General features: G+C 41.0%; 22 protein-coding genes and 1 other annotated feature. Of the genes, 17 read left to right on the forward strand and 5 right to left on the reverse strand.

The genetic code is table 11. The annotated features are described in order from the left end of the window. Positions 1-2 precede the first annotated feature (2 nt). Positions 3-368 carry a response regulator transcription factor gene (locus AWM68_RS01395; RefSeq protein ID WP_066236300.1) on the forward strand — a complete coding sequence of 122 codons (366 nt, stop codon included), beginning with the start codon at positions 3-5 and terminating at the stop codon, positions 366-368. After that, positions 361-3237 carry an ATP-binding protein gene (locus AWM68_RS01400; protein WP_066236301.1) on the forward strand — a complete coding sequence of 959 codons (2877 nt, stop codon included), beginning with the start codon at positions 361-363 and terminating at the stop codon, positions 3235-3237. The genes AWM68_RS01395 and AWM68_RS01400 overlap by 8 nt, the downstream gene beginning before the upstream one ends. 54 nt (positions 3238-3291) lie before the next feature. Here the strand turns inward: AWM68_RS01400 and AWM68_RS01405 are convergent, their stop codons facing one another. Next, positions 3292-3906 (reverse strand): GNAT family N-acetyltransferase, encoded by a 615-nt coding sequence (locus AWM68_RS01405; protein WP_066236302.1) that lies wholly within the window; start codon positions 3904-3906, stop codon positions 3292-3294. 68 nt (positions 3907-3974) lie between these two features. Here AWM68_RS01405 and AWM68_RS21955 point away from each other — a divergent pair, with 68 nt between their 5' ends. From AWM68_RS21955 to lysS, 12 genes are all read left to right on the forward strand, one after another. Further along, positions 3975-4106: a hypothetical protein gene (locus AWM68_RS21955; protein WP_269446771.1), complete on the forward strand. Its 132-nt coding sequence runs from the start codon at positions 3975-3977 to the stop codon at positions 4104-4106. Between the two features lie 76 nt (positions 4107-4182). Beyond that, positions 4183-4653 carry a GNAT family N-acetyltransferase gene (locus AWM68_RS01410; protein ID WP_066236303.1) on the forward strand — a complete coding sequence of 157 codons (471 nt, stop codon included), beginning with the start codon at positions 4183-4185 and terminating at the stop codon, positions 4651-4653. Between the two features lie 88 nt (positions 4654-4741). Then, the gene (locus AWM68_RS01415; RefSeq protein ID WP_066236304.1) at positions 4742-6490 is read left to right on the forward strand and encodes a methyl-accepting chemotaxis protein; all 1749 of its coding nucleotides are present in this window, start codon (positions 4742-4744) and stop codon (positions 6488-6490) included. A 410-nt stretch (positions 6491-6900) separates the two neighbouring features. Continuing rightward, positions 6901-7782 (forward strand): SMP-30/gluconolactonase/LRE family protein, encoded by an 882-nt coding sequence (locus AWM68_RS01420; RefSeq protein WP_066236305.1) that lies wholly within the window; start codon positions 6901-6903, stop codon positions 7780-7782. A gap of 108 nt (positions 7783-7890) precedes the next feature. Beyond that, entirely contained in the window at positions 7891-8424 is a 534-nt protein-coding gene (locus AWM68_RS01425) for a sigma-70 family RNA polymerase sigma factor (RefSeq protein ID WP_066236306.1), read from the forward strand. A 2-nt stretch (positions 8425-8426) separates the two neighbouring features. Further along, a complete protein-coding gene (locus AWM68_RS01430; protein WP_082820518.1) occupies positions 8427-8864 on the forward strand; it encodes a PadR family transcriptional regulator in 438 nt (145 codons plus the stop codon). Next, on the forward strand, positions 8837-10093 hold the full coding sequence (locus AWM68_RS01435; protein ID WP_066236307.1) for an FtsW/RodA/SpoVE family cell cycle protein: 1257 nt from the start codon (positions 8837-8839) through the stop codon (positions 10091-10093). Before AWM68_RS01430 ends, AWM68_RS01435 begins: the two co-directional genes overlap by 28 nt. A gap of 602 nt (positions 10094-10695) precedes the next feature. Next, complete coding sequence (locus AWM68_RS01440; RefSeq protein WP_066236308.1) at positions 10696-13815, forward strand: GNAT family N-acetyltransferase; 3120 nt, start codon at positions 10696-10698, stop codon at positions 13813-13815. 13 nt (positions 13816-13828) lie between these two features. Further along, positions 13829-14686, forward strand: a complete 858-nt coding sequence (locus tag AWM68_RS01445) for an amidohydrolase family protein (RefSeq protein ID WP_066236309.1) — start codon at positions 13829-13831, stop codon at positions 14684-14686. Between the two features lie 98 nt (positions 14687-14784). Beyond that, positions 14785-15252 carry a hypothetical protein gene (locus tag AWM68_RS01450; RefSeq protein WP_066236310.1) on the forward strand — a complete coding sequence of 156 codons (468 nt, stop codon included), beginning with the start codon at positions 14785-14787 and terminating at the stop codon, positions 15250-15252. 172 nt (positions 15253-15424) lie between these two features. Further along, positions 15425-15699: a binding site (T-box leader), on the forward strand. 129 nt (positions 15700-15828) lie between these two features. After that, entirely contained in the window at positions 15829-15960 is a 132-nt protein-coding gene (locus tag AWM68_RS21960) for a hypothetical protein (RefSeq protein WP_269446772.1), read from the forward strand. Between the two features lie 23 nt (positions 15961-15983). After that, positions 15984-17531 (forward strand): lysine--tRNA ligase, encoded by a 1548-nt coding sequence (lysS, locus tag AWM68_RS01455; protein WP_066236311.1) that lies wholly within the window; start codon positions 15984-15986, stop codon positions 17529-17531. Between the two features lie 196 nt (positions 17532-17727). On the opposite strand, the gene AWM68_RS01460 is transcribed toward lysS, so the two are convergent. After that, on the reverse strand, positions 17728-18207 hold the full coding sequence (locus AWM68_RS01460; RefSeq protein WP_066236312.1) for a DUF1641 domain-containing protein: 480 nt from the start codon (positions 18205-18207) through the stop codon (positions 17728-17730). A 15-nt stretch (positions 18208-18222) separates the two neighbouring features. Continuing rightward, positions 18223-21150, reverse strand: a complete 2928-nt coding sequence (fdhF, locus tag AWM68_RS01465) for a formate dehydrogenase subunit alpha (protein WP_066237408.1) — start codon at positions 21148-21150, stop codon at positions 18223-18225. A 344-nt stretch (positions 21151-21494) separates the two neighbouring features. Here fdhF and AWM68_RS01470 point away from each other — a divergent pair, with 344 nt between their 5' ends. From AWM68_RS01470 to AWM68_RS01480, 3 genes are all read left to right on the forward strand, one after another. Next, positions 21495-21839 (forward strand): DUF2294 domain-containing protein, encoded by a 345-nt coding sequence (locus AWM68_RS01470; protein ID WP_066237411.1) that lies wholly within the window; start codon positions 21495-21497, stop codon positions 21837-21839. A gap of 18 nt (positions 21840-21857) precedes the next feature. Beyond that, on the forward strand, positions 21858-22652 hold the full coding sequence (gene fdhD, locus AWM68_RS01475; protein ID WP_066236313.1) for a formate dehydrogenase accessory sulfurtransferase FdhD: 795 nt from the start codon (positions 21858-21860) through the stop codon (positions 22650-22652). Between the two features lie 160 nt (positions 22653-22812). Further along, a complete protein-coding gene (locus tag AWM68_RS01480) occupies positions 22813-23262 on the forward strand; it encodes a GNAT family N-acetyltransferase (protein WP_066236314.1) in 450 nt (149 codons plus the stop codon). A gap of 74 nt (positions 23263-23336) precedes the next feature. Here AWM68_RS01480 and AWM68_RS01485 read toward each other — a convergent pair whose 3' ends face one another. After that, the gene (locus tag AWM68_RS01485) at positions 23337-23705 is read right to left on the reverse strand and encodes a VOC family protein (RefSeq protein WP_066236315.1); all 369 of its coding nucleotides are present in this window, start codon (positions 23703-23705) and stop codon (positions 23337-23339) included. 86 nt (positions 23706-23791) lie between these two features. Then, on the reverse strand, positions 23792-25453 hold the full coding sequence (locus AWM68_RS01490; RefSeq protein ID WP_066236316.1) for a serine hydrolase domain-containing protein: 1662 nt from the start codon (positions 25451-25453) through the stop codon (positions 23792-23794). Positions 25454-25577: the final 124 nt, after the last annotated feature.

The following is a 25577-nucleotide window of genomic DNA, read 5'->3' on the forward strand; positions in this document are numbered from 1 at the left end:
CCATGGCAAGAATTCTTTTAGCAGAGGATGAAGAAATTTTACGTATGCTTGTTCTTGATACGCTAGAAGACGAAGGATATGAGATCGATGAGGCAGTAGACGGACAGGAAGCCTATGAAAAACTGTCAGAGAACGACTACGATCTTGTCATATTGGATTATATGATGCCGCGGATGACGGGACTGGAGGTTGTTGAGAAAACGAGGGCCGTCTTAAATAAGAAAGAAATGAAAATGATGATTCTTTCAGCCAAAAATCAGCAATCAGACCGAGAACGGATGAAGGAAGCAGGAGCTGATTATTTCATGTCAAAACCGTTCAGTCCTCAGCAGCTCCTTGAAACGATAGGGGAGATACTAGGTGCGTAACTACTTTAAACGAAGTCTAGGCAGGAAAGTAATCGTCATTAATATCACTTTTGTAATCCTGCTATTATCCGGTATGGTCTCCCTGAGGCTCTACCATATCAACTTAACAGAATCGCTTGATACAGAGATTTCAGCCAAGCAGAAGAAACTGAACTTTGTAGAAGGTATGAAAGAGGATTTGAATTCGGTTATGTTTGATTCTAGAGGTTACTTTGCTTTTGGTTCAGAGTCTTTCTTGGATAGAATCGGACAGAAAGAAAAACAGATTGAGACGGACCTCGCAACATTTAAAAAAACGTATACGTCAAGTCGGGACCAAGAAGTGTTAGCAGAGGTAAACGCGTTTACCGATACGTACTTTTATGACTTACTTCCGCGTGCTATTCAACATAAGCGTGAAGGGGAAATTGATGCAATTATAAATATGTCGCAAGAAGAGGGTGGTACAAAGCGCGTATACGATGTGTTAAATACCCTTGATTCATTTGAGACAGAGGTTCAAAAAGAGATCGATGAGGTCTATACGAAAAAAGATGAAAAAACAAGTACGAGTCAATTGATCTATTTTTCCTTTCTCATCTTTATGGTACTGTCGTTCTTTGGATTAATTCGTATGATGATGAAGCAGTTCGGAAACCCTCTTCGGAAAATTGCCGACATTTCCACCCAGATTACAAACGGAGAGTTTGTTACAAATGTTCCGTACACCAACAGACTTGATGAAATCGGTGTGCTGTCTCAAGCATTTGAAAAAATGATCAGAGGAATTCAGAACAATGAACAAGAGTTGATCGCTCAGAACGAAGAACTCGCGGCTCAGCAAGACGAACTAAACGAACAGCAAGAAAAGCTTCGTGAAGCACTAACAATAGCAGAACAGAACGAAAAGATGCTGCTCCGAATGAACTCTTTTATCCACTCTATCTCCAATACGCTTGATAAGCACCAGCTCTTAAAGAGTATCGTCAATAACATGATGGAGATTACGTATTCTAGTAAAGGATTGATCTGGTTGATTGAAGGCAGCGAAACGGCTACTGTTGGGCTGTCAGATCGGGAGCGGATTCAATTCTTAGAGCATTTTCCAGACTCAGGAATGCTAGTCCGGCTAAAGGAAAGCACCTTGTCGTACCAAGTGATGAGAGAAACATCTGAATCTGAAAAAGGATATATTGATAAACCGTTTAAGTCAGGTGATCTGTATATTCCTATTTTTTCAGGAAAACGTGAAATCCTGGCGGTTATGGTTCTTTCTCGTATTGGTTCATCCTATTCATGTGATGAGGTAACAGAATACCAAGGTCTAGCCCGTCAAGTTGCTCTTTCTTTAGAGAAGCTGAAGCTGTATGAAGATAGTGAGAAACAGCGTGTTACCATGAAGAATGTAATGAACAGCATTCATGAGGGAATCCAACTCATTGACAACGACGGCAAGATCATCTCTTCTAATCAAAAATTTTGTGAGATCATGAATTGCGATAACCCAGAACAGTTAACGAGCATGGGCTTTGAGGAGTGGACCAGTCGCTTGAAAGGAAGGGTTCATAGCGCACATGAACTTCTCTCTTTTATCGAGAACGCGGTTCATGAAAAGAACGACGTCGGCATTTCGTACGTGTTTGAACTAGAAGGTGATGAAAAGAGAGTTATTCAAATCTATTCAGAGAGCCTGATTCAAAACGATACAAAGCTCGGTACGGTCATTGTGTACCGTGATATCACAAAAGAATATGAAGTCGATCAGATGAAGTCAGAATTCGTAACAACCGTCAGTCATGAACTTCGTACACCGCTGTCAAGCGTTTTAGGATTTACAGAACTGATGCTGACACGAGAGTTGAAACCAGAGCGGCAGAAGAAATACTTAACAACGATTCACCAAGAGGCATTCAGGCTAACGTCACTCATTAACGATTTCCTTGACGTTCAGAAGATGGAGAGCGGAAACCAGGAATTTGATAAAAAGTATCACTCAATTCTGCCCATTATCCAAGACGTCATCGACATACAGCGAGTGAATAGTGAAAAACACGTGTTTGACGTAGATATCCAAACGGAAAAGCTATCGGTGTTCGGTGACCGAGACAAGCTTTCTCAAGTGTTCATGAACCTGATCTCGAACGCTGTTAAATATTCTCCTGATGGCGGTAACGTTCAGATTACTTTACGCAATAACGAAAATCACCTAATCATTGATATTAAAGACGAAGGCCTCGGAATCCCTAAGTCTGCGATTGGGAATCTGTTTACGAAGTTCTACAGAGTGGATAACTCTGACCGCAGGAAGATCGGGGGCACAGGACTTGGTCTTGCCATCGTTAAAGAGATTGTTAAAGTACACCAAGGTCACATTTCTGTAGAATCTAACATAGGAGAAGGAAGTACTTTTACTGTAAAGTTCCCATTAATTGAAGATGTGTATGTAAATGCCTCTCTTACTCACACAAAGGGTCAGAAAGTGGATATCATTATCATTGAGGATGACAGACACCTTGCAGGACTGATAACAGAAGAATTAATGGAGCACGGTTTTCATATCGCTCAGTTTAACACGGGTGAAGAGGCTTTGAAGGTGGTTGAAGAAACAAAGCCAGAAGCAATCGTTCTTGATATTTTACTCCAAGGCAAAATGAATGGCTGGCAAGTGATTGAAACACTGAAAAGCATGCCTGGCATGAAGGACATTCCAATCTTTATTTCGTCAGCACTTGATGAAAAGCAGAGAGGTCTTAATTTAGGTGCAGCAGGGTATTTAGTTAAACCGTATCAGCCGAGTCAGTTGACAGCATCCATACTGCAAGTGATGTTGAACAAAGAGAAGAACGGGCATATCTTAATACCAGAAGAACCAAGCCATACGACCGATTAATAGTAAAGGCCTGCAGAAGAAGTCCTGCAGGCTTTTTTATATGAACAGCTCGCGTTACACATGTTTAGTTGATAGATAATACTTTTCTCTATCAACAAACCCTTGTTTGACACTCTTCCAATCTTCTTTCGTGATTGAATAGAGAACGGCATTTCGTATATATCCATCTGATAGAATGCGTTCGTTCCTCATCACGCCTTCTTTTGTAGCACCTAAGCGCTCAATCGCTTTTTGTGAACGAATGTTTCTTTCATCCGTTTTAAACTGTACACGTATAAAGTTTAACGTTTCAAAGCAGTATGTGAGCAGCAATTGCTTGCATGAAGAGTTTACAAATGTTCGCTGATAGTCTTTTCCGTACCAGGTTGAGCCTATTTCACATGACCGGTGAGCAGTATTTATTTCATATAGACGGGTAGTACCGACAATTTCATTTGTTTTTTTGAGGACAACAACAAAGGGGTGAGCCATTCCTTGCTCGCGGAGCATAACTGCATTTCTCACCCAGTGATCCATATCTTGTTGTGTCTGAATTTTAGTTAACATATAAGCCCAATGATCGATTTGATTAATATTGTGCAGAGGTACAGAGTGTTCCAACTCCATCGGAACAAGCTGTATAAGATCATTTTCTAGAATGATAGGTGAGGTGAATAAAGTAGTGTTCATGTTATGTTCTCCTTAAATAGATTTGGATATTTATGTTAACATTTAGATATAGAGGAAGAGGTGACACAATGGAATTTTTTATCGTAATCATACTCGTTGTTTTTCTGTTTGACGCAGCAAAATTTAGGAAACAGAATGAAACGATTATTTTACAGAATGAAAAAATGATTTCTCTTTTAGAAGAAATAAAAAACAAGTAGGGACTTACTCTACCTCATAACAGATTATTCTTTGTTTGATAGTAAAATCCTTGTTTCTAAAAAAGGAGGGGAGCTAATGTTGGAAGTTAGAAAGTATAAGGATGAAGATCTTCAGGCTGTTCAGCAGTACTGCTTACCTGCTGAACAAGCTTTATATACTTCAATGCCTCTTGAAGTGCTTAATACTTTTCAAAACGATATCTTTAACAAGCCATTTGTTATCTGTTATGGTAATCAACTCGTAGGCTGTTTTGCGCTTTACACAGATTCATCAGGCAATATCTACACAAACAACAAGCATGCCATTCTTTTAAAATCCTTTTCAATTGATGTACGCTATCAAAAGAAAGGCTATGCGCTGGAGGCGTTGCGAGTGCTTCCGAAAATAGTGAAACAGCAATACGATGATAAAAATGAGATTATTTTAACCGTTCATGAAACGAATGGTGGAGCTATATCTTTATATAAAAAAGCCGGATTCAAGTATAAAGGTGAAAATTATAATGGCGAATATGGAATAGAGATGATTTTTAGAATAGGACTTTAGACCTTTACAAATTTTTTACATAACCTTAACACCACTCCTTAGTAAATATTGTCATAATTTCTATACATAGACAAAAGGGGTGGCTAGTTTGCAGAAGGTATTACATTACATAAAAAAGTTACAAGGATTTATGAACCTAAAGCTTCCTAATCCAATTAAGTTTAGACTTCACTTACAAACAAAGCTGTTAGTTATGATGCTTTCACTTGTTGTTGTAACCATTTCCGTCGTGGGAATGTTCAGCTACAATAAGGCATCAGAAACAACACGAACAATTATTGAAAATAGATTAGAACGAGAGACGGAGACAACATATGACATTGCAAAGAACTTAAAGTTCAGCTTTATACGTGATGAAAACATGTTCAATAAACGGTTAGGTGAGAGCATAAATACACAGTACGTCGGTCTTCAGCAGGACGACATGTCAGCAAGTATCTTTTTATTACATAACGAATCGGCAACATCCTATAAAAACAAAGGAAAAGATGGTATTGCATTAACCCCAGATCTAAAGAAGCAGATCAATCAGCTTGAAAACGGTGTGCTGCACACAGAGATTGGCGACAAGGAATTTACACTTGCCTTTAAACAAATTCAAGAGTTGAACGGAATCTATGTGATCGCTGTTGAAGCCGAAAGCTATATGCAGCCAATCTATGAGTTGCGAAACTTTATAGCGGTTGCTGTGTTCATAAGCATCCTTTTAACAGCAGCGGTCATCATTCTCGTGATCAGAAGCATCACGTCACCGTTATCCGCGCTTAGCAGAGTCATGAAGTCTGTACGAAAAGGTGATTTTCAGCACACTGTACATTATCAATCCAAACATATTGAGATTCAAAGATTAATTGAAAGCTTTAATCAAATGATGACGTTTATCCAGAATGTCCATCATCAAATTCAGCATATCTCAGGTGAACTAACGGCTCAAGGCGTTGAGTTAGAACATACTTACAACAAAGCCAATCATTATAATGAACAGCTTCTTAAAAGAATTGAGAACGTAAGAATGGGTGCAAAAGAAACAGCAAGCAGCTCACTGAACAGCGTTCGCCTTTTTACAGATATGCAAGAAAAAGTGAGTGAGCTGAACAAAAACGTCTTCAAAGTTATGAATGAGTTTTCTGCTATGAACCAAAATGCTGTCTCAGGCAAAGAGAAAGTAGAAAAGCTCGTTGCAGAAATTCATAACAACCATGATCGTTTTACACATCTGAACCAAATCATTGATGAGATGGGGAGCTACTCCAACCACTCTCAACAGGTGATTTCGACCATCAAGGATATTTCCGAACAGACAAAACTCCTAGCGCTTAATGCTAGGATTGAAGCGGCTAGAGCAGGTGAGGCTGGAAGAGGCTTTGCGGTCGTCGCTGATGAGGTAGGCAAGTTAGCCGATCAATCGAGTAAAGCAGCGGCTGATATCATTGCAACGGTTAATCAAATGAATGAAACAGCTCTGCAAGCCATTGAGGAATCACGTATTCTTGGTGAAAGAAACCATTCTCATTTACAACAGGTGCAGCATACAACCGAATTCATACAATACCTGATGAATTCAGTAGTAGAAAACAATGAGCAGATGTGTGAAATGAGTGCTGCACTTTCTGAGTTAAAAGTCGCCTTGCCTGAAATCGAATCGGCAGCTATCCAGTTCTCAAGCATCTCTCAAGAAACACTGGCAAGTTCAGAAGAGATGTCTGTTACATCCCTTAAACAAAACGAAAAAATCAAGCAGGCTTATCAGGTTGGAGCTTTGCTCTCCAGTTTGTCTCAACAACTTACAAAGGAAAGTCAATTTAAGCGTGTAGGTGAAGAAAGAGAAACAGCATAAAGCGGGAAGTGACGGGGGTATCCGTCACTTTTTTTGTATATTGAGTGTTCTGATGATGTCGAAATATGTAGACTCGTCGATAAATGAGCAAAACTCGTGGAATTAATGGGTAAATTTGTGGAATAAAGATCAAAATTTGTGGAATGACAATCATAATTTCTGGATTCATACGGTATGGGGTATGTAGCAAAAGGATAACAAAGTGTACATATCGTTTTATGGTGTAAAAATACAACCGGTTAACGAACATACATTACTCTAAAACGAAAAAACATCATAAGATGCCCTGTTTTTTACACATTCATACCTGCATTCACTCTATATCTGCAACAATCACTTATAGAACGTGCACTCATGATATACTGTAAGCAAATAAAAGGCTTATTAAACTAGGTTTAGAGGAGGTTGTCATGTTTAACAGTGAAGCAGAATTAGTTATTCCCGCAAAAGCTATGTTAGGAGAAGGGCCTTGCTGGGATTCGGAACAGAACGTCCTTTATTGGGTTAACATTCTAGATAAAAAGGTAAATGTTTACGATCCGCGTACTCATAAAAATAGAGAGATTCAGTTGGAACAAATGGTTGGAACAGTTGCGCCAAGTAAGTCAGGGAGTTTGGTAGTAGCCCTTCAAAAGGGACTTCATTTCTTAGATCTTGAAACCGAAGAATTAACGTTCATCCATGATCCTGAAAGTCATTTGCCTGAGAATCGTTTTAACGACGGTAAGTGTGATCCGTTCGGACGTTTTTGGGCGGGGACGATGAGTTTAAGTGAAGAAAAAGAAGCAGGCTCCCTATATTGTCTAGGTACAGATCTTGCCGTGGAAAAAAAGAGAAGCAACCTTACTATTTCAAATGGTTTGGCATGGTCTCCTGATCAAAATTCGATGTACCTCATTGACACACCAACAAAAAAGGTGACTAGGTTTGATTATGATTTACAAACCGGTCACATCGAGAATCCGACTGAAGTGATCGCTTTTCCAGACGGTGTCGGTGCTCCTGATGGAATGACGATTGATAACGATGGTATGCTGTGGATCGCTCATTGGGGTGGAGCGCAAATATCACGCTGGGATCCAACAACAGGTGAACAACTTTTATCGATTCCGATTCCATCTTTAAACGTTACCTCATGCACGTTTGGAGGAGAAAATCTCGATGAACTGTATGTGACAACAGCAAGAAAGGACACAAGTGCCGAGAACTTGCATCGATATCCTGAAGCAGGCGGTGTATTTAAAGTTAAGCCAGGCGTGAAGGGAATGCCTGCATATCGGTTTCGCGGTTAAGACGTAGAGCAGCGTTTAATAGACGCTGTTCTTTTTTGTGCTTTTTTTCTTTTAACAAAAACTTGCAATTACAGGGAGTCGTCTAATAATAGGAGAGGGGGGATCCATATGGAAGAAATATCAGCAGGTGTGCTGCATACGGAAAACAAAGAACACGTTTTGAGTGAAGCAATGAACGAACACGGTCAAGATTTATTGCAGCTCGTTTACTCTTACGTGAACAACAAAACCGTTGCCGAAGATTTAACACAAGATATTTTTGTTAAGTGTTACAACAGTCTTCATACATATAACGGAAAAGCCAAGTTTAAAACGTGGTTGTGGCGAATTGCGATCAACCATTGTAAAGATTACTTAAAAAGCTGGTACAACAATAAAGTCGTCATCACAGAAGAAGAGTATAAAAATCATGGAACCAAGAATGACTTAGTTGAACAACAGGTGGTCCGAAGAGAAGAAGATGATGAGCTGATTGATGCAATCATGAAACTACCCGTTACATATAGAGAAGTCGTGTTTCTCTTTTATTATGAAGAGCTGCCGATCAAGGAAATCGCGGTGATGACAGAGGTTAGTGATAATACAGTAAAAACGAGACTAAGACGATCAAAAGAGCTTTTGAAAATACGTTTGGAGGGTTAAAAATGGAGAATCGTTTAAAAAACTTAAAAAAGATCATGAACGAAAAGACTTTTTCTCAAGTCAGGTTTACCGAAAAACATCGCACAATCATACAAAACAAAATACATAACCAAGAAAATAAGGAAGATGTCATTATAAGCATTCTTCAGCTTTTGAGTAAGGAAAAAACAGGATATCAGTTAGCGAATTTGTTAAGAGGGCGAGGCATGAGACACTTTGAGGATAACGAAGGAGCGCTATATATTCTGCTGCACAGCTTAGAAAATAAGGGAGTACTGCAAACAAAGGGGATTGAAAAAGACGGAGCAAAATACTATGTACTGACGAACAAAGGTAAAAAGTTATTAAAACAAACGGAGCAGAAAGAAAGTCGTTCAGAAGTCTTAATGCAGCAATGGATAGGGGGAGCAGAATGGAAGATCACAGAAGGTCGTTCTTAAGGGAGGTTACGAGCCAGATCCATTCGAAGGAAGCAAGAAAGCATGTATCATATGAGCTGAATCATCATGTGAAGGAAGCAAAAAAAGTGTGGATAAACAAAGGCTTTACGGAAAAGGAAGCAGAGCAAAAAGCAATCGAGCAAATGGGAAGCCCTGTAACACTGGGGATTCAATTAAATAAGATTCATCGGCCACGAGTGGATTGGCTGTTGATCGGGTTAGTTGGTGCTATCCTTTTGCTTGGCTTTTTGCCTCTCGTCTCTCTTGGATATGGGAACAGTTTTCTTATAATGCGCAAAGTGGTATGTGTTTTAATGGGGATGACGTTTACGATTGGACTCATGTTCGTTGAATATCGAAAGTTGCAGAAATACGGGTGGATGTTTTATAGTGCAGGATCTTTACTGCTTTTAACGTTATTCCTCTTCTCAAACACGATTATAAACGGCATACCTCATATAAATATTGGACCGCTATCGATTGAAAGTTTATTTGCACTTCCTTTCTTTATGGCGGCTTGGGCTTGTTTCTTTAACCGAGATTCCTTTAAAGTCTGGCATTTCGTACTTCTTTTCCTCTTTTCACTGTTATTGTTTGTTCAAATTCCTAGTCTCTCAACCACTTATTTATATTTTGCGATGGTGTTGTCGATGTTGTGGTGGAGTAAATTTTCATTTGGACAGAAAGCCTCTGTGTCAGCCATTACGATCGTTTCACTGATTTTAACGGGCATCTTAACATGGAAGTATCAATCTAATTATATAAAAGATAGGATCATGGGGTTTTTACAGCCTGAAAAAGATGCTGAAGGAGCTGGGTATCTTGTTCTGCATATTAAAGAAGTGATGTCTAAAGCAGGGTGGTTTGGTGGAAGGAATGGTGTTCAGAATTTTATCCCAGAAGCACATACCGATCTTGTCTTTGTAAGCATCACGTATCATTTTGGCTGGTTGGCTGCAATCATCATTGCGTTTATCCTTTCACTAGTCCTAGCAAGAATGATCATGGTTACACAGCAAGTAAAAGATTCGTTCGGAAAGCTTTTAATCATTGGTGGCGTAGCATTATTTCTATTCCAAATGGTAAGTAACATCGGCATGGCATTCGGTTTTTTCCCTCTTACAACGATGTCATTGCCATTTATTAGTTATGGATTGATGCCGATCTTACTTAACTCCATCTTGATGGGTGTTGTGCTGAGTGTGTATCGTAGAAAAAATCTTTTGTAATAAAAATAGAGTCTTAATATAAAATATAAATATTCAGAAAATACATTTACTTTTATATCTATCTGTTTTACAATGATGAAGGTAAGGAAAAAATTACAAGTAAAGGAGGCGTTGGACATGATTAAATTCTATGAAACTGCAAAACAATTTCATATTGTCCAATACACAACCTTCTTTATGGGATCTCAATCTGACTACAAAATGATGTGAACTAGAGCCTCAGGATGTGTATGCATTCTGGGGCCTTTTTGTGCTTTTTTAGCCAAATTGCGAAAAGTCACCCAAGAAATCCGGGTGGCTTTTTGTATTTTTTATTTTCCTCATTTGTCAAATTGATTGAAGTGTAGGGATGCGAGACTCCTGCGGGACAGGCGGGTAGGTGAGACACTTAAGAGTGAAACGTAACGAATGTGGCTCACCGCCTGCCCCGCGGAAAGGAAAGCGAGCATCCTGGAACGGAAATCAACTGCTTTCAAAGGCAACTAAGGATTTGGAATTTCTATTTAAAAGGAGTGTTGAACATGATTCAATTCAGAAAGTCACGCAAAAAAGGTGGAGTTTCTAACGGTAAGAATACTTAAAATCGACTGGAGGCCAAAAAAATGGAAGTACTAAACACACAAGTTACCGATCAAATTACGATTGTGGAATATGATCCGAGCTATGCAGCTAGAGTCGCTGAAATGTGGAATAAGAGCCAAGACGGATGGGGCGGCGGCAACACCATTATGACAGCCGAGCAAGTTCTGAAACAGGAAGCCAACTCAGCCAATCTTCATTTGTATTTAGCGCTTGATGGCGAGCAAGTAGTAGGCTATTGCAGTCTCGGTGAGTACCGTGAAGATGAAGGGGCACTCTATATACCATTGTTAAATGTTAGAGGAGACTATCATGGTAAGAAGATCGGCAAGAAGCTTGTACGAAAGGCACTACAAAAGGCGATTGATCTGAAATGGCCGCGTTTGGATCTTTATACCTGGCCAGGAAATACAAAGGCTGTTCCACTATATAAAAAATGTGGTTTTTTCTGGGAAGATCGTGATGATACGACGCACTTAATGAATTTTATGCCGTCTGTTTTGCAGACTGAAGTTGTGCAAGATTATTTTGCTGACGGACACTGGTACGAAAACAGTACTCGAAGAATTGAGACCGTTCCAGACGGCAAGAAAGAAAACGACTTTCATTTTTATGAATACTCGTGGAAACATGATACGTTAGGCAACTTGAAGATGGAGTTTGAGCGCTTCGGAAGAGGGCTTCGTTCCATCGAAACAGACGATTATAAGATCACCGCAACGGTGGAGAATTTTAATTTAGTTTTTGGATCAGATTATACGGTTCAATACCATATTACAAATAAGTCAGGTAAACCACTAACAGTTGAAATGGAAGGAATGAACGACAAGAATGTTCAATTTGCATCTTCAAGAAAAGTAAGTGTTCAACAAGAGGAATGCGTGAAGGTTCCTTTTACCGTGAACCCCATTACAGAAGAACAAAGTGTGTGGAGAACGCATCCAGCAGTCAAGTCCTTACTTACGATCAACGGCAAAAAAGCAGAGTTTAAAGTAGGAATCCGACCTAAGTATCCCGTTAAACTGGACTGTACCCTGCCTGAACACCTCAGTTTTATCGGCAAATCGTATTCTTTATACCTGAACTTTGAGAACAACTTTAATGAAGAAGTGAAATTTAACGTTGAACTGCCACAATCAGAGTTGGTTCAAATCGATAATCACAGTATAAGTGTTGTGTTAGCACCAAAATCAAAACAATCTGTACCCGTTCCTTTCACGCTGTTAAAGCACGGATTTTACTCAGCTGATCTTCAGATTACAGCAACAAAGCAAGATGACAGCAGAGTTCATTTTACGAAAAGAATCGGCACGGCATTAAAAGGAATCGGAGCAAAGTCTACAGGTGAATGTGATGCCTTTTATCACGTGTACAATGGGCAATATCAATTGAAACTTGATAAATTCAACAACTGGATTATACCGGGTAAAGCGGATGTGGATTATAAGATGGCTTTTATGGTACCGAAGCTCGGTAAACCCTTTTCTGAAGAAATCTCCCGTCTTCGTCCGGAAAAGATCGAACCACTTATGAATGAAGGATATGCAGGGTTTAGGGCAACGTTTCAGTCACAGGCGTTTCTTGGTCTGCAGTTAGCAACGATCGTGAAACTTTATAGCGAAGGGCTAGTGGAACAGCATTATGAGGTTACGAATATGAGTGAAGCTGAATCCACAGATGAAGTGTGGTTAAATTCCCCGATCATGTGCCGTATGCTTGATCGAGCTGTTCTGCCGTATGATGGAAAATATATGGAGCTTAACGACTCAATGGGGTCCTTCTTAACTTATTGGAACAACAATAAGCTGACGGAAAACTGGATCTTCTTAAGAGGGCAGAACAATCCTAGAGGAATTTCATGGCCAATTGATGAAAAGGTTCACTTTTCAAACTGGTTTATGTACTTTGAACATCACTTTGGAAAGCTTGCTGCACAACAGACAGTCGCAACAAAACCCGTAACGTTGACGATTGGTGCTTTCGGAGAATGGCAGTCATTCAGAGAATATGCGATGCAAAAGAATGATAAGCCCTCACTGAGCTTAACAAATCATATGACGCTATCTGTTAATAACGGAAATCCTTTTGTAAGTGGCAACCACATCAAGGCTGTAGCACAAGATTACAAGTCTTCCTTTTTTAACGGATTCATTGAGATGAAACTGAATGATGAGATTCTGCAAAGTCACCTTTTTGCGTCAGAGGAAGAATTGAGAAGTGCTGAATTTGATGTACAAGTGCCAAACGATAAAGGTGTTCATGTCCTTACAGCTAAAATGAATCTGGATTCTATCGATATTACGAGACAATCAGCTGCATTTATTGTGAAGGATCTGCCTGTTCAGTTTGAGAAGACGGTGAAGGACGATCTCGAAGTGCTATGTGTAGATAATGGTGAGATTGCCATTTCTGCTTCTGCTCAGTTCGCACCAACACTGTTCTCTCTTCAGTACAACAAACATGAGTGGATGGATTCATCTTTTCCAAAGCCCGCACCAAAATCTTGGTGGAATCCGTGGTTTGGAGGAATCGCGGGTCTTGTAGAAGGCACGAGTCTTAATTCTCTATTAAAAGAGAAGACCACGGTTGGTTTTGTTGAAAAAGAGGATGACAAAGGGAACGTATGGAAAGGGATTAAAGTTTCGACTTCCTATGAAAAGCACGAAACGTTTAAAGGACTAGACATTCACCAATATTTCTTACTGCTGCCGGGTGTTCCGGTTTTGTGTCATACGACGGAAATCGAACAAAATACAGGAAGCTACCTGAATGGAAAGAATTTTTACACAGGCTGTTTCTTAAAACCAGGGCCAGAACTGACAAAAAGCTGGGGAAGCTTCCAGAGTGAAAGCGGCGAGTGGGCGATGGTTTATGGAGGGAAAGGCGAGCAGGAGATGACGATCGACCGAAGTGTAGTTTATGGTTCTGATAATCACGAAAGCTTGTTGCAGGTGGTAGCAAATCAGAACCTGACAAGTTTAGATTCTTACATCAACTTAGAAGTAATGGAACTCGGATACTCGGAAAAGTTAAGTCTAGCACACGGTGCTGCACATGTAACGTCGCCAGTGTTCTATGTTTTTAATGATAAAGTCATTCCGGATACAGCATTAGAAGATTTAAAGAAAGTGAGATTCGTCTAGAAAGGAAGAGTCCATGAAAATTATTGACGCGCATATGCATTTCTCAAACATTGAAAGCTTTAAACATACAGCAGTAAACCTGTCCAAACTGGACTACTCTTATGAGGGAATTGTAAAAGAGTATGAAGCAGCAGGGGTCGTATTAGGCATTGCGATGGGGCTGACGGAAAAAGAGGTAGAGGGTTTCCCAGACCCTCTTGCTCCAACGCCAATGGGAATCGATCTCGGTTCGCGAACTCCTGAAAATGTTGTGTATTGTGCCGGAATCAACCCTTACCATCTGGGGGAAAAAGAATTAGCGGAACTTGAAGAAACGGTGCAAAAACCAGAGGTCGTCGGAATCAAGATCTATCTCGGTTATTATCCGTATTACGCGTATGACGAAGTGTATCAGCCTGTTTATAAACTAGCAGCAAAATATCGTTTACCAGTCGTTTTCCATACAGGAGACACATATTCAGAGCGTGGTTTATTGAAATACTCTCATCCGTTGACACTGGATGAAGTAGCGGTCATGCATCGTGATGTGAATTTTATGATGGCTCATTTCGGAGATCCTTGGACACTGGACGGTGCTGAAGTAGTTTACAAGAATCGCAACATGTATGCCGATCTATCAGGTCTTGTCGTAGGAACGAGAGAAGATATTGCGAGATACAAAGATTCACCGCGCTTTTTTAACCATTTGCGTCATGCATTAACGTTTACGGATAACTATGAAAAGTTCCTGTTCGGAACGGATTGGCCGCTTGTGCCTGTACAGCCATACATTGATTTCGTAAAGGAAATCATACCTGAGGAGCATCATGAGGATGTTTTTTACAATACGGCTGTAAAGCTCTTTCCGAAGATTAGACCATTTATAAGATAATTCATTACGGATGGAGCTTAAAGGCTCTATCCCTTTTTTTATGATGCAACAAATTCAGGTTGCTTATCGACTAATTCATTAAAGGGGGCTGGTCGTTAGTGGACAAACGAATATCCGTTGTTTTTGTTAGTGTTTTCTTATACATGATGTTATTTTTTACTGAAGCTTATGCAACAAGCTGGGTGGAGTTTGAACCAGAGGAAGTTCATAAAAGGGCTGAAGTAATTGTAGTTGGACAGTATGATTTTACGAGTAAACCAGAAGGAAGTAATTCAGTGTTTACGAGTTATGAATTCAACATTCAAAAGGTGTATAAAGGAGATGTACCCCAGAAAATTAGGGCAGGCATTGATGGGTATGATGTGGGATGGGCAGATGAATTTCAAAAAGACGGTGGAGAGTTTTTGCTTTTTCTTGATAAAAATAAGGAATTCAGCTACTTAACTCCAGTCGGAGGACCGAATGGGATGATTCAGATGTTAATGGGAAAGTACAACACCACAATGCCAAAAGCAAAGCGTATTATGAGGAGTTTCTCAAAAATCAAACCGAAAAGCCTGTCGTAAAAACGAGTAATGAAACGGTTCAAGAGAACGAATACAAGTATGGGTATATTAGCTTAATTGTCTTCTCAATAGGTTTAGGACTTTTCATTCTTTCAAGAACATTTAAGAAATCAACATAAAAATTCTTTTGACTTCTCTCGCGAAACTGCTTATACTAATAAAAATTTAACAATTTATGGCTATGAAGAGAAAAGTAGTTAAGTCACATTATTTTCAGAGAGCTCTTGTTTGGTGGGAAAGAGCAATAATTCACTTAATGAAAAAAGACTCTGAGCTTTGTACGGATGCAGAGATATCTTTGCTGATACTACAACGGGATCTCCCGTTACAGAGATAGGGTATACGTAAGTGATTGTTTATCATTGCCGTACCTGAAGAGGTTGATATGGCGACATATTAACAAACTGAGGTGGTACCGCGAATGCTAAATAAGCTCTCGTCCTCAAGATGAATAATCTTGGGGGTGAGGGCTTTTTTGTTTTTCCTTTATAAAAGAATGTTGCTGTCAAATTTTGTCTTCGATGATTGATGATTGTAGTGCAAGGTGCGAGACTCTCGGCTAGGACAGGAGGGCGGGTGAGACACTTAAGAGTGAAACGTCCGAATGTGGCTCACCGCCTGCCCCGCGGAAAGCGAGCAGCCTGGAACGGAAATCATTCACTTCTAAAAGCAACAGAGTTTGCGAAACGGCCATTGCTTATCTTTTGAAAAAATAAAGGAGTGATCACATAATGCATTGGGCATATCGAATAGCAGAAGAATTAATTAAAAAGTATCCAAATCAGAAGACATTTGTTTGCGCATCTGGCATTAGTCCGTCAGGTTCGGTTCATATCGGAAATTTTCGCGAAGTGGTAACCACTTATTTTGTAGTGAGAGCGCTGCAACAGCTAGGAAAGCAAACCCGTTTCATCTTTTCATGGGATGACTTTGATCGGTTTCGTAAAGTCCCTCAGAACGTGGACGCATCTTTTGCAAAATATATAGGCATGCCATACTCTGAAATCCCATGCCCGTTTGGATGCCACGGTTCGTACGCTGAGCATTTTGAAAAAGAGTTCGAACAATCGTTGCAGCAATTTGGGATTTTCCCAGAGTTTATTTATCAAAGTGAAGAGTATCGGTCAAAAAGATACAATGTGCCTATTCTTCATGCTCTGCAACAGAGAAATGAAATTTATGATATTTTAATGGCGTTTAAGACGGGGAGACCAAGTGAGACGGAGCGAGAAAACTTTTACCCGGTAAATGTATATTGTGAAGCTTGCGGAAAAGATACAGTGAGCGTTACAGATTTTCAAAATGAGGTGTTGAGTTATGCGTGTGAGTGTGGAGAATTAAATGCAAAAAATGTTTTGGAAGCTGCAAATGTTAAGCTGAATTGGAAAGTCGATTGGCCGATGAGGTGGATGGCTGAGGACGTGGTGTTTGAACCAGGAGGGAGGGACCATTCCTCCGCTACCGGAAGTTACAGAGTTTCAAGGGAAATTGTTTCTGAAATCTTTCACCATCAAGCGCCCAAGTATGAACCGTATGATTTTATCAGCATTAAAGGGACGGGTGCAAAAATGTCGAGTTCATCTGGCAATAACATCACACCTGGAGAGCTTTTGAAAATTTATACACCTGAAGTCATTCTGTTTATGTTTGCAAAGTATCAGCCGAACGCTTCTTTTCATATTGGGTTGGATGAAGATGTGATACGAAATTATACCGAATATGAGAGGGTTAGTGATGCTAGTCAGGGTCAGATGAAAGAGGAGATTAGGGCCGCGCTGGAGTTGTCCGTTGTGACTTCTAAAACACAACGCGCGCCAAAGTTTAGTCATGTAGCGAGTATCTTGCCGCTTGTTAATTTTGAAGCGTCATTAGTGCGTGACGTATTGGGAAAAACAGATGAGGAGTATACGTTGGAAGAGGTAGGAGAAGTTTGTGCGCGGGCGGAGTATTGGCTAAGAAACTGGTGTCCTGAGAAAGTGAATCGAGTTAATGAAGAAAAGAATCATGAATACTATGATTCACTGACTGATATGGAGAAGGAGTGGGTCGAAGGCTTCGTTGGTGTTTTGGAGTTTGCAGCTAATCTACATGATGATGATTTGATGAGAAGAGTGTACGATATTTGTCATGTGGATGATCCAAAAATGAAGAGAAACAACCAAAAAAGGTTGTTCAGTATCATTTATCAGCTCGTTTTGAACAGCAGCAGCGGTCCGCGTATACCATTACTGGTTCATTCTGTTGGGAAAGAGCGGTTAATAGCTTTACTAGGACAATGATTTAAGAGTTTAAAATCATAATCTGTCCAATTCAAGCGATATTCTGTCCGATCTCATTCTTAATCTGTCCAATCTTGATGATAATCTGTCCGATCTCGAGAATTATCTGTCGATTTCAAGCAATAATCTGTCCATTCGAAAATTCAGCCATAATAAAAGGTGACGCCCCACCCGGAGCGTCACCTTTTCCACATGATTACTTCTTCAATTCCTGCCCCATGCCTTTCAAAAAGTGAAGACCAAAGCCGATTGCGCGGTTAATATCGGGGTCTTTCAACGACTTCACAAGATCGAACGCTCCGATCTTCTTATCGCTCTCCACAAATTCTTCACCAGATTTCACCCCGGAAACGACACTATCAAGCAGTTTTCCTGTCACTTCAGGATCCATCTTCGTCAATACGCCTGCAGCACCCATGAGGTTGTTGATCATATTCGTAACAGGCTCGCGGGTTGCTTGGCCAAGTGCGATACTTGCAATCTTGTCTTTTGCGACAAGCATGGAGTTGGCAGCTTCCAAGGCACCAATCTTATCCAGCTCACCTATAAAATCAAGCGCCTTCGTGAGCGCGGCATCTTTTTCAGCTAATGCTTTTTGCAGTTCTGCGAGCTTCTCCTGCTGGATTTGCTCCTCGGTCCTAACGTTCTTTTTTATAACGGTCGTTGGATTTGCCATATCAAATACGCCTCCTTACCCTTCATCCGTCAGGTGAACATAGCCGGGACGGTTCCATTTCCGCTGTACTTCTACACCATTCTGCGGATAACGTTTTTTATTTCTTGGATTGTTTCCAGGAAGCTTTACTTCACCTTCACGGCTGATAATCTCCATCCGTACTTTCGTCTGCTTGTAAGCAGGTGTATGTGTACGATGATCAACCGCAGGACCAGTTAAAAAATTAATGGCTGTCTCGTTGTTTACTGAGTTCATCGGCAGATACAATTCGTTGTTTTTTACACGATCGGTAACAAGTGCGTTCAGCTTAACGGCACCAAATGGTGAGATCAATCGAACAACAGATCCATCGATCACACCGCGTTCTTCTGCAAGAGTAGGGGATACTTCAACAAATACATCAGGAACCTTGTGCTGAATCCCTTTTGATTTATTCGTTAAGTTCCCTTCATGGAAATGTTCGAGCATGCGTCCGTTGTTTATATGAAGATCGAACTCTTCTGGAAACTCCGCTGGATGCATCCAGTCAGATAATGCAAAACGCGCTTTTTTATCAGGGAAGTTAAAGCCATCTGTGTAAAGAAGCGGTGTACTTCTTCCACTAAAATCTCCCCAAAGGAAGCTGCCCCAGCCTTCGAGCACTTCATAGTTTGCTTCACCAAAAAGTGGAGCAAGACCTGCCATCTCTTCAAAAATTTCACTCGGATGCGTGTAGTTCCAATCTGCACCCATTCGAATGGCGATTGCCTGAATGATTTCCCAGTCAGGGCGCGATCCGCCAGTTGTCGGCAATGCCTGATACAGTCGCTGAACGCGGCGTTCAGTATTTGTGAATGTTCCTTCTTTTTCAAGGGAAGGAGCTGCCGGCAAGACAACGTCAGCGTATTGTGCGGTCTTCGTTAAGAAAATGTCTTGAACGACAAAGAATTCAAGCTGACTCAGCATCTCATGAACGTGGTTGGAGTTGGAATCAACGAGAGCCATATCTTCACCGACTAAGTACATGGATTTGATCTCACCTGTTCCGATTCCTTCAACCATCTGAATGTTGTCTTTACCAGGTTTGCTATCAATCTTTACTCCGTACGCTTTTTCAAACTTCGCACGAGCAACGTCATCTGTAATATGCTGATAGCCTGGCAGCCAAGCGGGAAGAGATCCCATGTCACATGCGCCTTGAACGTTGTTATGACCACGCAGCGGATAAGCGCCAGCACCAGGACGGCGATAGTTACCAGTTGCTAACAGCAGGTTTGAAATCGCAGCAGAGGTATCACTTCCGCCAGTGTTCTGCGTAACACCCATGCCCCAGAGTACACATGTGCCGTCAGCATCACGAATCATTTTGGCCACATCAATCATTGTTTCTTGTGAGAGCCCTGTGATTTCTTCTGCATATTCCAATGTGTATTTTTCCAACACTTCTTTAAAATCTTCAAAATAATGGACGTTCTCATCAATAAACGTCTGATCATGCCAGCCTTGATCGATCATATATTTCGTAACCGCCATCAACCAAACTTGGTCTGTTCCTTGTTTTGGACTCATAAAAATATCAGAGCGTTCAGCAAGTTCGTGTTTGCGAAGATCAGCTACGATCAATTTTTGTCCATGAAGCTTATGCGCACGCTTCACGCGAGTGGCTAGAACGGGATGACCTTCTGTCGGATTCGCTCCAACGACGATCACAAGACCCGCCTCAGCGATATCCTGAATCGTACCAGCATCACCACCCATGCCAACCGTACGGAACAATCCGTCTGTTGCAGGGGACTGGCAATAACGTGAGCAGTTGTCCACGTTGTTCGTTCCGATGACTTGGCGGGCAAACTTTTGCATCAAATAGTTTTCTTCGTTCGTGATTTTAGATGAAGAAACAAAACCAAGTGCGTTGCTTCCGTGTTTTTCTTTTATTGAGGTCATCTTATCGACGATCACGTTTAACGCTTCGTCCCAAGTGGATTCAACAAACACGCCGTCTTTACGGATGAGAGGGGTAGTGAGTCGCTCTTCGCTATTCACAAAATCCCAGCCGAACTTTCCTTTCACACAGGTGGAGATCGCGTTTACAGGACCTTCGCTCGGTTCTACTTTTAAAATCTTTCTGCCTTTCGTCCATACTTCGAACGAACAGCCAACACCACAGAACGTGCAAACCGTCTTCGTCTTTTTCGTACGTGTTTCACGCATGGCCGCTTCCACTTCGGAAATGGCAAAAATACCGCTATAGCCAGGTTCAACTTCTTTTACGAGCTCAACCATGGGCTCAAGCAGATCTTCTTTCAAGCCCGTCATAAACCCGGCTTCACCAAGCATCGATTTTTCCATAAGAGCGTTGCATGGACAAACCGTCACACATTGTCCGCAGCTGACACATGAGGAATCGTCGATACTTGATCCAGCATCCCAGATGACGCGAGGGCGTTCACGTTCCCAGTCAATGGAAAGGGTCTCGTTCACCTGCAGGTTTTGACACACCTCCACACACTGACCACACGTGATACACTGGTTTGCATCATATCGATAAAACGGGTGAGACATGTCAATATCCACAAGCTCTTCTTTTGGAGAATAAGGAACCGACTGGTGTTCGATTTCCATCAGCTCAGCTGTGTTGTGCAGCTTACAGTTGCCGTTGTTGTTATCACAAACCGTACAATAAAGAAGATGGTTTTCAAGCAGTCGATCCATCGCCTGATTTTGCGCATCTTTCGCTCGTGAGGATGAACGCTCAATACTCATGCCATCAAGTGCCATCGTTGAACAAGATCGCACCAGCACGCCATCCACCTCAACAATACATGTATCACACGTTTCAATCGGATCCACTGGCGGTGTATAGCAGATTTGAGGATGAGGGAGTTCATTTTTATTGATGATGTCAAGAATAGACGTGCCAGACGGAGCTTCGTACCTGTTACCGTCTATCGAGATTGAAACCATTTTATCCAATTAAAATCTTCCTTTCGTTTGAAGATAAAAAAAATCCACCAGGAAAGCACAAATTCTATACACGTACAGAAAATGCGAGATCATGGTGGAATAGTTTAATAGCAGAGCATAATAAAGCTGACTATTTTGCCAATCCATCAAATTATGTAATTTGGTAAGAGAGAAGAAAAACAGCAGCAACTGGATTTCTTCCAACTTTTCACTTCTTATTATAGCGTTTACAATGGGAAAGAACAATAAAACTTGTAATCTTGTATTTGGTTTTTATCACGTGCGAAATAGAAGTGCATCATGTATGATTAGTAAAAAATGGAGAAACAGTGGTGATGGTTCAAATGTCTAAGAAAGTGCATGACTTCAATGATATTATCCGCAAACTTAGAAAAAATCTGTTAGGAAAGGGACCTGAAAAAATTCACACGGTCTTTGTAGAAAACATGGCGATCTCAACCATGTACGGAAATTTGACGCCGACTGAAAAGTTTATTGCCAGAACGGCAGAGGGCAAAGAAATGGTGCATGCTGCAAGAACACGTCTCATTCAAGACGTATATGCAAAAGCACCGCCAGAAGGAATGGAGGAAGTAACTGGGGCAAAGTTTGTTCATCTGTTTTCTGACTTTAAGGTGGATGAAGACATGGCCGTTTCTGTGTTTGTTTTTGATAAACCGATTGCTTAGAGTGGAGGTGATCTCATCATGAAGCCAGTTGTAACAAAGCGTGAAATTCTGCAATTCAAGAATGGGGAGGCTGCTAAAGCGGAAGATACGATCGTAACCGAACTACCTGTAACGATTAAGATCAATGGGGAAGAGTTCGTAACAATGGTGTGCAGCCCGGAATACATCGAGGACATGGTGGTTGGTTACCTCGCATCAGAAGGAATCATCCGAAACTATAAAGATATTAAAGACATCTGGGTGCAAGAAGACGGAAGCTATGTTCATGTGACGACTGATCGGCTGAATCCGCTCTATCAAAATTTACAGAATAAAAGATACATAACATCATGCTGCGGAATGAGCAGACAGGGATTTGTGTTCGCGAATGATGCGCTGACGGCAAAATCGATGAATGAAGTGCGGATTAGTGTGACGCCTCAGGATTGTTTTCGATTGATGCGAGAGATGCAGAGTGGAGCAGGTGTTTTTCAAGAAACAGGCGGTGTGCATAATGCTGCACTTTGTGATGTGAATGGCATCGTACTGAGCCGGATGGACATCGGACGGCATAATGCGCTCGATAAAATATACGGTTACTGCTTAAGGAATGATATTTTCATAGGGGATAAGATCATTGTGTTTAGCGGCCGGATTTCATCGGAGATTTTGTTGAAGGTAGCGAAAATCGGTTGTGAGATCGTGCTTTCTAAGTCTGCTCCAACTGAATTTGCCTTGCAATCGGCAGAAGAGCTCGGAATTACGACGGTTGGGTTTATCCGTGGGGATTCTATGAATGTGTATACGAGGCCTGAGAGAATTGTGAGGACTTAGGTGAACAAGGCTATTCCGTGATTACGGGCATTTTTTCCGTGATAAGTGAAGTTTTTTCCGTGATTATTTGCAGAAATTCCGTGGTTACGGCCGGTTTTTCCGTGATTACTAAAAATTGGACTAAAGCAGTCTAATATAAAACAAGGTTAGGAGCTAAATCATGGAGTCTATTATAAAAGCTACTGTTTCAGATGCATCAGAAATCCATTCGTTGCAAAAATTAGCCTATATAAGTGAAGCCGAGTTTTATAATAATTATGAGATAGAACCTCTTAAACAATCTGTCCAGGATGTAGAAAAAGCATTTGAACATTTCCTCGTTTTAAAATATATGTATCATGGAAAAATAGTCGGTTCAGTGAGAGCTCACGAAAGCGAAGAAACTTGTTATATTGGGAGATTAATGGTCCATCCTGATTTTCAAAACAGAGGAATTGGAAAGAAGTTAATGAGTGAAGTAGAGCTTATGTTTGCTCATTGTCGTTATGAATTATTTACTGGCAGTAAAAGTACAAAAAACATCTCTTTTTATGAGAAGTTGGGCTATAAGGGGTATAAAACTCAAAAGTTAGATCGGGAAGAAACCGTCTTTTTATTCATGGAAAAGTAAGAATAGATTGTGTTTACGGATTACACAAACACGAAGTACAGAAGGCAGTTCTTTAAAGAACTGCCTTCTGTTTCCTAATTATGTACTTGAAGTTTATTTCCGCTAGGATCAAAAAAGTGAAAATAGAGATGACCATTGTCTTCCTTCATCTCATCTACCTGTATACCCTGCTCTTTAAAAGAGGAGTGAAGCTGCTGGATGTCAGAGGTGGTGAATGCCACAGAAAATTCACTCTGTCCATTTACCGTAAAATGCCCCCGGGAGCTTTGGTCTGCTTTTACTAAAATTAATAGAGGACCTGATTGTAATTCCACAACTGCCAAATTCTCGGTACGATGCTTTAAGTGAAATCCTAAATGCTCGGTGTACCAGTTAACAGATTCCTCGAGATCCGTAACGGGCATTCTAAAATAATGCATTTCTTGAATAAGTGTTTGATTCATCTTAAATTCCTCCCAATATTTGTTACCTGTTCATTCTCTATAAACCGGCAAAAAACCTTCTAAAGTACCATTTCTATTTGAAAAAACTACCAATCGCGTTCCTCCCATTGGTTTTCTTTCACGTCTAACTGTTTCATCTCACCATCAGAATCTTTGCCTACCACATCATCCACATACCAGCCTCTGCCGTTAACAGATGCATCGGTTTGATAGAGGAAGCGAAACAACTTTGTTCCATCTGGCAATTCTACTTTCTCATGAGTCCAGCTTTCTTCTTTTCCGGTAAAAGAATCTTTAAGAGTCGTCCACGTTTCACCATCACTTGAAACCTGAAGAAGTCCTTTGTCACTAGCATTCTCGATACTAAACCAAGTATTAAAGTGAAGTGCACGTTGCTCTTCACCGACAGCAAACGTTAAACTTTTCTTCAAATTGTCACCGTATCCAGCAAACCATGCTTTATCTTTTCGCTCCATTGGTACAGAGATTGCATCACCAGTCAGCTGTGCGACTTTTCGGCGGATGGGATTCATGGAAACCGTGGCGCGAGAAGGGTGAACGCGGTTCGTTAACGTTAGAACAATGGTTTGGTTTTTGGGTGACACAACCATGGATGTACCGGTATATCCAGTGTGGCCGAGTGTTTCTTCATTCCCAAGAGAATCCATGTACCAGCCCTGATTCAATTCCCAGCCAAGTCCGTGGGAGTTGCTTGGGAACTGTGGAAGCTGATTTTCTGTTAACAGGCGAACCGTTTCTGGCTTTAAGATTTCAGTCCCTCCATATTTGCCTTTTTGTAAAACCATATGTCCAAAGATGGCAAGATCATGTGCGGTCGAGAAAACGCCAGCGTGTCCAGCCACTCCGTCAAGACTCCAAGCATTTTCATCGTGAACGCTGCCCCAAACCATTCCTCGTCCAATGTTTGGCTGATATTCAGTTGCGGCGATGCGATCACGAAGCTCTGCAGGAGGATTGTACATCGTGTCCTTCATGCCGAGTGGCTCTATTATGTTTTTCTTTACATATTCATCAAGACGCTGATTTGTTAAGCGTTCTACTAAAACACCAAGTGTGATTAAGTTAAGGTCACTATATGTATAGGTTGTTCCAGGTTTGTTATTGAGCTTATATTTTAGGGCAATCTGCAGGCGTTCCTCGCGATTTGTTCCCATGTTGTATAGCGGAATCCAAGCGACAAATCCTGAAGTGTGCGTCATGATCTGTCTGATCGTTACATGTTCTTTTCCATTTTCGTTGAACTCGGGGATGTACTTTCCTACAGGATCATCTAAGTTAAACATTCCTTGTTCATAAAGCTGCATAGCGGCGGTTGTTGTAAAGAGTTTAGAAATGGATGCGATATCAAAGATCGTATCCTTTTTCATTTTAACAGGGTTGTCCATCTCGGTAAATTTGTCATCGGTGTAACGAGCTGAATACCCATACGCATCATGTTTTGCGATACTCCCGCTGCGTGCGACGAGTACTACAGCACCAGGCATCGTACGTTTTTCCATCTCTTGCGCTATTACATGATTAATCTGGTTAAGCGGTTCACGTAATAATGAAGCACTTTCTGGTGTGCCTGGATGAAGAACTGATGAAGAGGGAACAGGGCGGTTCCAATCACCGGGTCTCACATGGTTTTCTTTTGAAGAACCTTCCGCAAAAATGACCGGCGTTATATTGGATAAAAGCATGGCTGTACTTAGCATGGTACAAACTAAAACGCGTTTTCCTCTCATATGACCGCTCCTTATTCTGAAAATTCTTACACTTTATAACAGTAGCAATCCATAGAATGGGTGTAAATCACTCAGAAGTCCCACAGCACAAGGACCTATAAATTGTCAGAATTGTTTGGGGTCT

The organism is Fictibacillus phosphorivorans (assembly GCF_001619875.1).
GTDB lineage: Bacteria > Bacillota > Bacilli > Bacillales > Fictibacillaceae > Fictibacillus > Fictibacillus phosphorivorans_B.

Excerpts from the sequence above, each read along its gene's own strand:
- AWM68_RS01395 (WP_066236300.1), top strand. The coding sequence starts at position 3 with ATGGCAAGAATTCTTTTAGCAGAGGATGAAGAAATTTTACGTATGCTT.
- AWM68_RS01405 (WP_066236302.1), bottom strand. The coding sequence starts at position 3,906 with ATGAACACTACTTTATTCACCTCACCTATCATTCTAGAAAATGATCTT.
- AWM68_RS21955 (WP_269446771.1), top strand. The coding sequence starts at position 3,975 with ATGGAATTTTTTATCGTAATCATACTCGTTGTTTTTCTGTTTGACGCA.
- AWM68_RS01410 (WP_066236303.1), top strand. The coding sequence starts at position 4,183 with ATGTTGGAAGTTAGAAAGTATAAGGATGAAGATCTTCAGGCTGTTCAG.
- AWM68_RS01420 (WP_066236305.1), top strand. The coding sequence starts at position 6,901 with ATGTTTAACAGTGAAGCAGAATTAGTTATTCCCGCAAAAGCTATGTTA.
- AWM68_RS01425 (WP_066236306.1), top strand. The coding sequence starts at position 7,891 with ATGGAAGAAATATCAGCAGGTGTGCTGCATACGGAAAACAAAGAACAC.
- AWM68_RS01430 (WP_082820518.1), top strand. The coding sequence starts at position 8,427 with ATGGAGAATCGTTTAAAAAACTTAAAAAAGATCATGAACGAAAAGACT.
- AWM68_RS01435 (WP_066236307.1), top strand. The coding sequence starts at position 8,837 with ATGGAAGATCACAGAAGGTCGTTCTTAAGGGAGGTTACGAGCCAGATC.
- AWM68_RS01440 (WP_066236308.1), top strand. The coding sequence starts at position 10,696 with ATGGAAGTACTAAACACACAAGTTACCGATCAAATTACGATTGTGGAA.
- AWM68_RS01445 (WP_066236309.1), top strand. The coding sequence starts at position 13,829 with ATGAAAATTATTGACGCGCATATGCATTTCTCAAACATTGAAAGCTTT.
- lysS (WP_066236311.1), top strand. The coding sequence starts at position 15,984 with ATGCATTGGGCATATCGAATAGCAGAAGAATTAATTAAAAAGTATCCA.
- AWM68_RS01460 (WP_066236312.1), bottom strand. The coding sequence starts at position 18,207 with ATGGCAAATCCAACGACCGTTATAAAAAAGAACGTTAGGACCGAGGAG.
- fdhF (WP_066237408.1), bottom strand. The coding sequence starts at position 21,150 with ATGGTTTCAATCTCGATAGACGGTAACAGGTACGAAGCTCCGTCTGGC.
- AWM68_RS01470 (WP_066237411.1), top strand. The coding sequence starts at position 21,495 with ATGTCTAAGAAAGTGCATGACTTCAATGATATTATCCGCAAACTTAGA.
- fdhD (WP_066236313.1), top strand. The coding sequence starts at position 21,858 with ATGAAGCCAGTTGTAACAAAGCGTGAAATTCTGCAATTCAAGAATGGG.
- AWM68_RS01480 (WP_066236314.1), top strand. The coding sequence starts at position 22,813 with ATGGAGTCTATTATAAAAGCTACTGTTTCAGATGCATCAGAAATCCAT.
- AWM68_RS01485 (WP_066236315.1), bottom strand. The coding sequence starts at position 23,705 with ATGAATCAAACACTTATTCAAGAAATGCATTATTTTAGAATGCCCGTT.
- AWM68_RS01490 (WP_066236316.1), bottom strand. The coding sequence starts at position 25,453 with ATGAGAGGAAAACGCGTTTTAGTTTGTACCATGCTAAGTACAGCCATG.